The sequence below is a fragment of the Rubrobacter aplysinae genome, from assembly GCF_001029505.1.
Classification (GTDB): Bacteria; Actinomycetota; Rubrobacteria; order Rubrobacterales; family Rubrobacteraceae; genus Rubrobacter_A; species Rubrobacter_A aplysinae.
Genome location: NZ_LEKH01000001.1, coordinates 448119 through 458670, shown reverse-complemented (window position 1 = coordinate 458670; position 10552 = coordinate 448119). Strand labels below are relative to the sequence as shown.

The window sequence follows — 10552 nt, the reverse complement described above, 5'->3', positions numbered from 1 at the left end:
GGGAGATCCTCATAGACCAGGGCACCGAAGACGTGTTCTTAGATGAGCAGCTCTACCCGCACATCTTCGAGGAGGCGTGCGAGGCGGCGGGCCAGCCCCTGAAGCTGCGCCGTCAGGAAGGGTACGATCACGGCTACTACTTCATCTCTACGTTCATGGCGGACCACCTACTCCACCACGCCCGCACGCTAAACAGTCTATAGGACAGGGTCGAAAACAAGTCCGGGGAAGCCCGGCAAGGGCCTATCCCCAAAACCACCGAGAAGGAGCTTCACATGCCCGAGGCACCCGTATTCCTGATCACCGGCGCCTCTAGCGGCATCGGGGCGGCGACGGCCCGGCAGGCCGCCGGGCTCGGCTACCGACTGGTGCTCGCCGCCCGCCGCGAGGAGAAGGTCTCTGAGCTCTCCGAGGAGCTCGGCGGGCCGGAGCAGGCGCTGCCGATCCGCTGCGACGTTACCGACTGGGAGGACCAGCAGTCCCTGATACAGACCTGCCTGGAGCGTTTCGGCCGGGTGGACGTGGTCTACGCCAACGCCGGCATGCCCGGCTCGCCCGGAGGCTTCACCGGAGCCGACCCCGGGCGCTGGCGGGACATGGTCCTCACCAACGTCTACGGCGCCGCCCTAACCGCCCGGGCCAGCCTCGAGGCGCTAAAGGCTTCCAAGGGGCACCTGCTGCTCACCGGCTCCGTGGCGGGCCGCCGGGCGAACTCCGGCTCGATGTACTCGGCCACCAAATGGGCCGTTACCGGCATGGGCGAGGCCATTCGCCAGGAGATGGCCGGAACCGGCGTGCGCGTCACGCTCATAGAGCCCGGTATGGTGGATACCCCGTTCTTCGACACTCCAAAGCCCGACGCCCTCCGCCCCGAAGACGTGGCCCGCGCCGTGCTCTACGCCGTGGACCAGCCCGCCCACGTGGACGTGAACGAGATCCTGGTAAGGCCGACCTCACAGGATAACTAGCTCTACCTACGCTGGATTACTCAACTGATGGATAGTCCAGAGGCGCGGAGAGACCCGGGGTGTTCGCTGGTCGGAGATTTTCTCATATCTTACCCCAGTCTAGTCGGGGTAGCGTTAGAGTAGGAACCTCGCAACCCTTATAATAGCGAAAACTACAACGGTAGTTATTAGTACAGTGAAGATGACGCTTTGGAGGTCTTTGTCAGGTTTTAGATTCACAATGTTTACTTACCCTTCTCGTATCAAACACAAGCCTACGGGAACACACTGTGAGTAACAGACCGCGTAGTAAAAAGGAACGTGCCGCCGACGCCCGCGAAAAAGCTCAGTTTGTCCAGAAGCTACGCGACAGTGGCTTATCTGGTTTAGGGGTAGCGTTCATCCTAGCCTGCATGGGCCTATTCATAATTTTAATGCCCGCGTTCTTTGAACTCGCCTCTAGTTCCATATTATCTGATCTGATTATCTCTCTTGCCATATCCTTACTGATTTGGAGCCTGGTCGGAACTGCTTTTGAGGTTGGAGATATCAAGTCTTTCTTGTCTGTTGCCAGTACAGAAGGATGGCTAGCTTTGCTGCTTGCTTCTTTGTTGCTTGCTCCCACAGCCGTTTTATTCTTTGGAGTTACCTTTTTAGAGATGCCAATCTGGGTTAGCTTAGTGCTTAAACTCCTTATCCTAATACTTGGGCTAATAGGAGTCGTGTCACTAGCTGGAGCCCTAGACTTACTTTTCATCAAGCCCAAGCTCATTCAGGTTACTCAATCGTCAAATAAGAGAGCTACGCAACCATTGCCAGTTGGCACTATAGTTTCCGCAGCAATTTGGATGATCTCTAACGCTACAACCTTACTGGCTGTAGTACAGAGGTTGTTTCTCTAAAGTCCACACCCGATACGATTGTACCGGGGTAAAGAGCATGAAAAAGGCCAGAGCTCGGTTGGACCCTAGCCCGTCTGATTAGGCTCGGGCTAGCAGCTTCGCCGCTAGATAGCTGACTCCGACGGCCCAAAACGTTTCCATTACGCTAACAACACTGACTCGTCTGTGGCTACCTTTCATAGCTACCCCCTTACATACTGTGCGACTTGAAAGCCTCAACAGCGACACGCGCAAAACAGCGAGTACCACGAACGCGCTGGAGACAGCTACTAGGGACGGATTTGAACCTCCCACTGCTAGCCCTGCTAACTCCATTGGAGTTGCTAGCCCGAACCTAACAACCGCAAGCGTAGCAAAAGGCCGGAACCTCGCAGAGTCCCGGCCCGATTTTATCTATCGAAAATACTCTGCGCGCTCGGCAGGACTCGAACCTGCGACCTTCTGATTCGTAGTCAGACGCTCTATCCAACTGAGCTACGAGCGCGTACAGCTTCTCAATCATACCCTTGATCGGGGCTGCTCTCAAGGGTGGTTTCTCCGGGTGGGGTACCGAGGGTATACTTCCGGGGTAAGCGTGGAGGACACTTTTGGAGACTCTGGAGAAGCCTAATCGGGTTGAGCTTGTTTATTCTGCTTGTGGTCGGGGATGAAGAGGAGCGGCTAGGCCTGCGGCGCGCCCTCTCCGAGGAGGGGTGGAAGGTGTTGCCCGCCGGTACGGGGCGGCATGCGCGCCAGATCTCGGAGGAGCGGGAGTTCGACGTGGCGGTCGTGGATACCCGGCTGCCGGACGAGCGGGGGTTTCAGGTGATCTCGGCCGTGGAGGGCCCGGGGGTTACGACCGTCGCTCTCCTGCGGGACGAGGACACGATGGACCGCATCGTAGGGATAGAGCTCGGGGCTGACCACTACATGCGCTATCCGGTGAACGCCAGAGAGCTCGTCGCCCGGATAAAGCAGATCTTCCGCAAGCGCGACAGCTCCCCGGACGGGCACTCCGCAGGCCAGATCTACGTCGGCGACCTGGAGATAGACCCCGACCGGGTACGGGTCGTGAAAAACGGTGAGGAGGTGTCGCTGTCCCCGAGGGAGTTCCGGCTGCTCCACACCCTGGCGCAGAGCCCCGGCCGGGTCTTCGGGCGCGGCTCTCTACTCAGGCAGGTCTGGGGCGAGGACGAGTACATAGAGGAGCGCACGGTGAACGTCTACATCCAGCGGCTGCGCACCAAGCTCGGCGACGACTCCCAGAACCCCAGGCTCATAGAGACGGTGCGCGGCTTCGGGTACCGGCTGGTCAAGCCCGAGGAGTAGCGGGGCTAGCGCCGGATCAGTGCCCCACCCCGGATCGTCTCGCCGGGGCGCACGTCGTAGCCGTGGCCGACGATGCAATCCTCCAGGTATGCTCCGTCGCCGACCGAGGCTCTGGGCAGGAGGATGCTGCGTTTGATGGTCGCGCCGGGCCTGACCCAGCAGTCGGCGCCGACGGTAACGTCGCCCTCTATGCGCACGTCGCGACCTATGACGGCGTCGCGTCCGATCACGACGTACCCTTCTAGCCGGGCGGTGGGGTGGATCTGGGCGTCTTCCCCCTTCCACACGTCGCCCTCGCGGCTCTTGCCGGGCACCCGGACCTTTACCCGGCCGGAGAGCACGTCGTACTGCGCCTCGCGGTAGGCGGCCAGGGTGCCGATATCCGACCAGTAGAAATCTCCCTGGTAGCCGACGAACTTCTCCCCGTGCTCCAGTAGCTTCGGGAAGATGTCCCGGGCGAAGTCCGCGAACTCGCCCTCGGGCACGTAATTCAGCGCCTCGGGCTCGAAGACGTAGATCCCAGTGTTCGCCAGGGTGCTGATGGCGTCTCTCGGGTCCGGCTTCTCCTGGAATCCCCGGATGTTCGACTCGTCGTCCAGCTCAACCACGCCGAACTCCGAGGTGTCGTACACCCGGCGCAGGGCGACGGTCGCGAGCGCCCCCTTCTCCCGGTGAAACCCGACTAGCCCGGTCAGATCCACGTCGGTGAGGGCGTCGCCGGAGACGACGACGAACGTCTCGCCGAACTGATCCTGCAGGCGCTTGACGCCGCCTGCGGTGCCGGTAAGCTCCTCCTCGCGGTTCAGATATACGGACATGCCGTTTACGCTGAAACCTTCCGGGTGCCCTGGGCCGCTGTAGGCTTCTAGGAGCGCGTCGGCCAGGTAGTTCACGTTGACGTGCGCCTCGTCGAAGCCGTGCCCGGATAGCAGCCCGAAGATGTGCTCTATGATCGGGGTGTCCACGACCGGGGCCATCGGCTTCGGGATCTCACCCGTCAGCGGGAATAGCCGCGTGCCCTTGCCGGCGGCGAGCACCATCGCCTTCAAGCCGGGCTCCTTGAGTAACCAGAGCACCCGGGGTACGCCGAGTGTCCCGATCCGGCCTCCCGGCGATCCACGGTGGTAACGGTGGCTAGCTTCACGGCCCGACGCCTCTCCTCTCGGTCTCTTTCTCCCCGGGGACACACTGTACGTCAAAAGGCCGGCGTCTACCCGAGCTGCCGGACTCACCAGACCGACGCGTGGCGGCGCACTGCAAAACCCGTCCTCTTGCCCTATATTCCAGAGTGTGGACACTGATTCGGGTACCTTGCAAACTTTGTTTCCCGGGGCGAAGCTCGACGAGCCCCTCAGACGCTACACGGCGTGGAAGATCGGCGGCCCCGCCGACGCCCTGCTGGAGCCCGACAGCGCCGGGGAGGCGGAGCGGGCGCTCGCCGACGCGGAGGAGAACGGGGTGCCGGTAACCGTCCTCGGCGGCGGCACGAACGTGCTCGTGCGCGACGGAGGTATCCGGGGGCTCGTGATCCGGCTCGGCAAGCAGCTTACCGGCGTGGAGTTCGACGGTCCGGGTGGTGAGGGTGGACAGAGCGTGATCGCGGAGGCCGGGGTGCTCTATCCGGTGCTGGCGAACAAGACCGCCGCCCGGGGACTCGCCGGGCTCGAGTTCGCCACGGGGATACCGGGGTCGGTCGGGGGCGCGGTGTACATGAACGCCGGGGCCTACGGCAGCGAGACGCGTAACGTGCTCGTCTGGGCCGACGTGTACAGACCCGGTGAGGGCGTCGTCCGGATGCGGAACGCGGAGCTGGACCTGGGCTACCGCCACAGCATCCTGCACGAGCGGCCGGACTGGACCGTGCTGCGGGCGGGCTACGGCCTCACGCCGGGGGATGCCGAAGATCTGCAGGCCCGTATCCGCGAGTACCGGGGGCAGAGGATGTCCGGCTCCCCGAGCAAGCCGAGCTGCGGCTCGACCTTCAAGCGGCCCGAAGGAGATTATCCGGGGCGGGTGATCGAAGCCGCCGGGCTAAAGGGCACGCGGGTCGGGGACGTCGAGATCTCCAGCGTACACGCCAACTACCTCGTGAACCTGGGCGGGGGCTCCTCCGAAGACGCATTGGAGCTTATGCGGATCGCGCGCGAGACGGTAAAGGAGCGGCTCGGGATCGAGCTAGAGCCCGAGGTGCGAGTGATCGGCGAGCCGTAAGGGGCCGTAGTTTCCATGCCACGCTCGGCCGACCAGACGTCTAGTCAGAGTACATCTCTGGCAGCAGCAGGTAGCTCCCGGCGAGGAAGAACACGGCCCCCTGGGCGTAGGTTACCTTCGTGATGAGGGACTCCACGGGGGAGGAGAGGCCCGGCACCTCGAACCCGAAGACCGCCCCGACGACGAAACCGGCGGAGCCGACCACGTAGAAGAAAGTAACCCACCAGGAGAACTCGCGCTCCTTGACGCAGAGGTAACGGTGGCAGACCTCGATCATCTGCATGTAGCTCGGCCCGAGAAAGAATACCGCCCCCACGAGGCTGGCCAGGGCGATGGCCGTGGGCAACACTACTATATCTAGGTCTGAGAGTACGGCGAGCGCGGTCTCAAAGTTGAAGGAGATGGCCCCGAACAGGAGCAGAAAAGGCGCCATAAACTCCAGCCGGCGCGGCTGCCAGGCGAACCACTTGAACTGCCGGGGCGTGTAGTGCGGCGGCTTCATCCCGATGTAATCGCTGGAGTTTATGGCCTCCAGCAGTTGCAGGTACACGCCGCCGGTAAACAGAGAGGCCCCCGTAAAGTAGGCGAGGCTCGCGGTGAGCTCCGCCGCCTCGCCGCCGAATACCGGGGGGAAGAGCGAGGCGGCCGCTCCCAGGGTAAACAGCGCCGAGCCCAGGATAAAAACGACCGCGATCCACCACGCGAGCCTGTGCGGCGCGAAACCTCCGAGCCAGGGGTTACCCTTGCCGGCTTCCGGCGCCCGGTGCTGTAGCCGGGCGGAGCGCCCCGAGCGGGTCCTGAGCCCGAGACCCTTGCGGTGCCGCCGCGACTCCCAGACGTACTCCGAGCCGTCCGGCAGCCGGTAGGTGGCCCTGGAGTCCTCGAAGCCCCCGGGCCCGCCGGAATCTACCTTCTCCCACTTCTCCGGGGCGGTGAACCTGTCCCGGGATGTCTGGCCCGGGGACAATCTACAAGCTCCTTCTAATTACGCCTGCGGTCGTTGCGGTCGAGTACCATCGCCTCTGGAGCTTGCCGGGCGGGGATGCGTAGAAAGCCTCCATGACCTCCATGAATCCGCGGGCGCCGTACCAGCGTGGGTTACTGATTACCTACTGGTTACCGGCGTTACCGACGGCGGAGCGTTCGCCCGAGCGGTCCCCGGATCGGTCGCCCCGCGGCTCCTTGAAGAGGTCCGGGATCTCGGCCAGGTCGGTGTGCAGATCGCAGATGTCCAGCAGGGCCTGGGAGGTGCACTGGGTGGCGCTGATCGCCTCGACCCGGATGCCCCGCTCGCTCTGGAGGTACTCGATGGCCTCGCAGTAGTCGCCGTCGCCGGAGACGAGCACGTAGGTGTCGGCGTGGCCCGCGAGCCGCATCATGTCCACGATAATGCCTATGTCCCAGTCGCCCTTGTGGGAGACGGTCTTCTCACCGTCGGGGCTCACGGTCTCGTGCACTATCAGGGGCTTTGAGCGTACCTTGTAGCCGAAGCGGTTCAGGTTGTACACGAACGAGCGCGAGGAGGCCGCGCCGGGCGTGACTTCGTCTGTCTCCTGCTTCTCGACGATGTAGAAGGTGGCGCGCTGGAGCTTGCGATCCCCGACCGAGGCCGAGAGTAGCTGCGCGTAGTCCAGCATACCCTTGTAGTACGTCTTTATGGAGTGGTAGAGGTTCGCCCCGTCCACGAAGACGGCCACGCGCTCGTCTGTATCCTGACGCCACATATCCCGGATGTTAGCAGAGATGGCCTCCCCGGTAACACCTCAGAGGATAACCCCGCTCCACCCGCCGCGAGTGCTATTAGAATATGGCGAGCTATGGAGGATATGGAGAGAAAGCAGCGGGATGGACGCGGCGCCGACACCATAGAAGTGCCGGAGCCGTTGTCGCGGCTCGGGGAGGCGTTCGGCGGAGCCGGGCACGAGCTTTATCTGGTCGGCGGGTACGTGCGGGACTTGATGCTGGGCCGTCCGGGGGTGGACGTGGACGCCGCCACGGATGCTCGACCCGAGGAGATCAAACGCCTCCTCAGGCCCCAGGCCGGTCATCTGTGGACCGTCGGCGAGCGGTTCGGGACCATCGGCGCGGAGGTCGGGGGCTACTCGGTGGAGGTCACGACCTACCGGCACGACCTGTACACGGCGGGCAGCCGCCACCCGGAGGTCACGTTCGGCGAGACGCTGGAGGGAGACCTGGCCCGGCGCGACTTCACGATAAACGCCGTCGCCGCCGATGCGGTTACGGGCGGGGTGCGGGACCCCGAAGGGGGACGTGAGGATCTCGTCCGGGGCGTGATCCGGCCCGTCGGAGAGCCGCTGGACCGGATGCGCGACGATCCCCTGCGGATGCTGCGGGCGGTGCGCTTCGCGGCGCAGCTCTCCTCCGACACGAAGCCTTTCGCCGTCACCCCGGACCTCGAAAAGGCTATCCTGGACAACGCCTCCTGGCTACAGAGCATCTCGGTGGAGCGCATCCGGGACGAGTGGGAGAAGATCCTCGTCACCGACAACGCCGCGGACGGCCTGCGCTCCCTGGTGCGGCTCGGGCTGATGCCGTACGTAGTGCCGGAGTTCATGGAGACGGTGGACGTGAGCCAGGACGAGGAGTTCCATCACAAGGACGTCTTCGAGCACACGCTCATGGTCGTCTCGAGCGTCGAGGCCGACCCTGGCCTGCGCAAGGCGGCCTTCTTCCACGACATCGGAAAGCCCCGCACGCTGGTGTACGAGCACCGCTGTACGTACTGTGGCGCGAAGAGCACCCAGAAGACCCCGGAAGAGGGCGATTGCCCCGAATGCGGCGGCCGCACGCTGCCGAAAAAGATCCACTTCTACGGCCACGAGAACGTCGGCGCGAAGATAGCGCGCCGGGCCATGAACCGCCTCGCCTACCCCAAGGACGCCACGGACGCCGTCGCCCACCTCGTCGTGAACCACATGCGCCCCATGAGCTACGCCGCCGGGCGCGACCCGTGGTCCGACTCGGCGGTGCGGCGCTTTATCCGGGACACGTATCTCGAAAAAGGCGGCCGGGTGCTCGCCGACGTGGACACCCTGCTAAGGCTCGCCCGCGCCGACATCACGGGCAGCGCTCCGCGCAGGCGCAAGGTGGCCGAGGCCTCGTGGCAGAGCCTCAAGGACCGGGTGGACGCCGTGCGCGAAGAGGATCAGGTCGAGAAGCTGACGAGCCCCGTCGGCGGCAACGAGCTCATGGCCCGCTACGAGCGGGGGCCGGGGCCCTGGATCAAACCCGTAAAAAAGTACCTGGAGAACGAGGTCGTCGAGGGCCGCCTCGCCCAGGACGATGTGGAGACGGCCTACGAGCTGGCCGACGCCTACGTGCGAAAGCACGATCTCTTCGAGGAGGCCGGATAGTGGATAACCCTCAACAGAACGACCCGTTGGTAAGCACGTCCTGGCTCGCCGAACACCTGGACGACCCCGACCTGCGCGTCGTGGACATCCGGGGCTACGTGGACAAACATACCCGCGAGGACGGCTCCCAGGAGGCCATCTACCGCGGCGCGCCCGAGGAGTACGCCGAGGCCCACGTCCCCGGTGCGGTCTTCGTGGACTGGACCACGGACATAACGGACCCCGACGACCCCGTCCCGACCCAGCTGGCGCCGCCGGAGCGGTTCGCGGCAGCGATGCAGAGCCGGGGCATCGGGGACTCCACGCGCGTAGTCATCTACGACCACACCGGCGGCCAGTTCGCCACCCGGCTGTGGTGGGCGCTGCTGTACTACGGCCACGACGAGACATACGTACTGGACGGCGGCTGGCGCAAGTGGACCGCCGAGGCCCGCCCCGTCACGGACGAGATATCCCGTCCGGTGCCTGCAAACTTTACCCTCGAGCCCCGGCCCGGGTTGCGCTCTGGCGCGGCGGAGGCGCTCGTGGCAAGCGAAGACGGTAATACCCTGCTGCTCGACGCCCGGGACCGGGGCCAGTTTACCGGCGAGGTGCGGCGCGGCCCGCGCGGCGGGCATATCCCGGGGGCCCGCCACCTGCACGCCGACGCCCTCAAAGACCCGGAGACCGGCACGTTCCTCGCGCGCGCCGAGATCGAGCAACTGGCGCGGGAGGCCGGGGTGCCGGAGGACCGCGACGCGCCGGTGGTCGCCTACTGCAACGGCGGCGTCGCGGCGACCGTCGCTCTCTTCAACCTGTACCGCCTCGGCTACACGAACCTCTCCAACTACGACGGCTCCTGGAACGAGTGGGGCGGCCGGGGGGACCTGCCGGTGGAGAGCGGCGGAGACCCCTGAAAACTATGAAAACCTGTTTGGGAGCGGCGTAGGGCCCCGCTCGCCGGTACGTTTCCCCGATCATCTTCTATGCCCGAGAGGAGCGTATGCAGTCCAGGAGCGCAGAGGTAGAGGGCATAAAGATGCGCTGGGAGGAAGAAGGCTCGGGTGCGCCCGTGGTGCTCGTTCACGGCATCCCGACCTCGCCCCGGCTGTGGCGGCACGTCGTGCCCCGTCTCGAAGGGGCACGCTCGCTGGCTTGGGAGATGGTCGGTTACGGTGGCTCCATAGAAGAGGGTGTGGGCCGCGACATCTCCGTCGGGCGTCAGGCGGAGTACCTGGCCTCCTGGATGCGGGAGGCCGGGCTGGAGAGCGGGGCCGTGGTCTGCGGCCACGACCTCGGCGGGGGCGTGGCCCAGATACTCGCGGTGCGCCACCCGGAGCTGGTGCGCGGCCTCGTGCTCACCAACTGCATCAGCTACGACTCCTGGCCCATCCTGGGAGTGCGAGCGCTGCGGGCCGCCGGGCCGCTGGCGGAGCGTATGCCGTCCGCGATGTTCCGGCGCGTGTACGGGATGTTCCTGGGTCTCGGCCACGATAGCCGCAGCCGGTGGCGGGAGTCCGTGGCCGAGCATCTGCCGTTGTACGAGCAGGCGGACGGGGCGGCGGCGCTGGTGCGGCAGGCCCGCTCTCTGGACTCCGCCGACACGCTGGCCGTCGCGGACGAGCTGCCACGCCTCGACGTACCGGCCCGCGTCGTGTGGGGCGTCGCCGACAGCTTCCAGCCCATCGGGTACGGCTACCGGCTAGCCTACGAGCTCGGCGGCACTCTGGAGAGGGTGGAGGGCGGCAGACACTTTACGCCGGAGGATCACCCGGAGCCGATAGCCCGGGCCATAAGCTCCCTGCTCTGACGCCGACCTATCCCGCGCCGC

11 protein-coding genes and 1 tRNA gene are annotated in these 10552 nt (G+C 64.9%); 7 read left to right on the top strand and 5 right to left on the bottom strand.

What is annotated here, in order from left to right; translation table 11 throughout:
- Positions 1-203 (top strand): alpha/beta hydrolase-fold protein (locus tag ABD53_RS02380; RefSeq protein ID WP_047864059.1); only part of this gene is annotated, 203 nt, incomplete at its 5' end.
- 72 nt (positions 204-275) lie between these two features.
- Positions 276-968 (top strand): SDR family oxidoreductase, encoded by a 693-nt coding sequence (locus ABD53_RS02375; RefSeq protein ID WP_047864058.1) that lies wholly within the window; start codon positions 276-278, stop codon positions 966-968.
- 325 nt (positions 969-1293) lie between these two features.
- On the opposite strand, the gene ABD53_RS16750 is transcribed toward ABD53_RS02375, so the two are convergent.
- Positions 1294-1707, bottom strand: a complete 414-nt coding sequence (locus ABD53_RS16750) for a hypothetical protein (protein ID WP_152670529.1) — start codon at positions 1705-1707, stop codon at positions 1294-1296.
- Between the two features lie 552 nt (positions 1708-2259).
- Positions 2260-2333: transfer RNA gene (locus tag ABD53_RS02370), tRNA-Arg, on the bottom strand.
- 131 nt (positions 2334-2464) lie between these two features.
- Here ABD53_RS02370 and ABD53_RS02365 point away from each other — a divergent pair.
- Positions 2465-3157, top strand: a complete 693-nt coding sequence (locus ABD53_RS02365; RefSeq protein WP_047864057.1) for a response regulator transcription factor — start codon at positions 2465-2467, stop codon at positions 3155-3157.
- A gap of 5 nt (positions 3158-3162) precedes the next feature.
- Here ABD53_RS02365 and ABD53_RS02360 read toward each other — a convergent pair whose 3' ends face one another.
- Positions 3163-4197, bottom strand: a complete 1035-nt coding sequence (locus ABD53_RS02360) for a sugar phosphate nucleotidyltransferase (protein WP_235401254.1) — start codon at positions 4195-4197, stop codon at positions 3163-3165.
- Between the two features lie 271 nt (positions 4198-4468).
- Between ABD53_RS02360 and murB the strand changes: the two genes are divergently transcribed.
- On the top strand, positions 4469-5368 hold the full coding sequence (murB, locus tag ABD53_RS02355; RefSeq protein ID WP_200900251.1) for a UDP-N-acetylmuramate dehydrogenase: 900 nt from the start codon (positions 4469-4471) through the stop codon (positions 5366-5368).
- Between the two features lie 40 nt (positions 5369-5408).
- Here murB and ABD53_RS02350 read toward each other — a convergent pair whose 3' ends face one another.
- Together ABD53_RS02350 and ABD53_RS02345 are read right to left on the bottom strand one after the other, a co-directional pair.
- Positions 5409-6335, bottom strand: a complete 927-nt coding sequence (locus ABD53_RS02350; RefSeq protein ID WP_047864055.1) for a hypothetical protein — start codon at positions 6333-6335, stop codon at positions 5409-5411.
- 142 nt (positions 6336-6477) lie between these two features.
- Positions 6478-7065, bottom strand: a complete 588-nt coding sequence (locus tag ABD53_RS02345; RefSeq protein ID WP_160309603.1) for a LabA-like NYN domain-containing protein — start codon at positions 7063-7065, stop codon at positions 6478-6480.
- A 129-nt stretch (positions 7066-7194) separates the two neighbouring features.
- On the opposite strand from ABD53_RS02345, the gene ABD53_RS02340 reads away from it, so the two are divergent.
- The 3 genes from ABD53_RS02340 to ABD53_RS02330 all read left to right on the top strand — a co-directional run bounded on the left by ABD53_RS02340 (position 7195) and on the right by ABD53_RS02330 (position 10531).
- Positions 7195-8742 (top strand): HDIG domain-containing metalloprotein, encoded by a 1548-nt coding sequence (locus ABD53_RS02340; RefSeq protein WP_053057570.1) that lies wholly within the window; start codon positions 7195-7197, stop codon positions 8740-8742.
- The gene (locus ABD53_RS02335) at positions 8742-9638 is read left to right on the top strand and encodes a sulfurtransferase (RefSeq protein ID WP_047864053.1); all 897 of its coding nucleotides are present in this window, start codon (positions 8742-8744) and stop codon (positions 9636-9638) included. The genes ABD53_RS02340 and ABD53_RS02335 overlap by 1 nt, the downstream gene beginning before the upstream one ends.
- 86 nt (positions 9639-9724) lie before the next feature.
- Positions 9725-10531 (top strand): alpha/beta fold hydrolase, encoded by an 807-nt coding sequence (locus tag ABD53_RS02330; protein WP_047864052.1) that lies wholly within the window; start codon positions 9725-9727, stop codon positions 10529-10531.
- Positions 10532-10552: the final 21 nt, after the last annotated feature.

Coding starts and splice junctions, on each gene's coding strand:
- ABD53_RS02375 (WP_047864058.1), top strand. CDS start 276: ATGCCCGAGGCACCCGTATTCCTGATCACCGGCGCCTCTAGCGGCATC.
- ABD53_RS02360 (WP_235401254.1), bottom strand. CDS start 4,197: ATGGTGCTCGCCGCCGGCAAGGGCACGCGGCTATTCCCGCTGACGGGT.
- ABD53_RS02340 (WP_053057570.1), top strand. CDS start 7,195: ATGGAGAGAAAGCAGCGGGATGGACGCGGCGCCGACACCATAGAAGTG.
- ABD53_RS02330 (WP_047864052.1), top strand. CDS start 9,725: ATGCAGTCCAGGAGCGCAGAGGTAGAGGGCATAAAGATGCGCTGGGAG.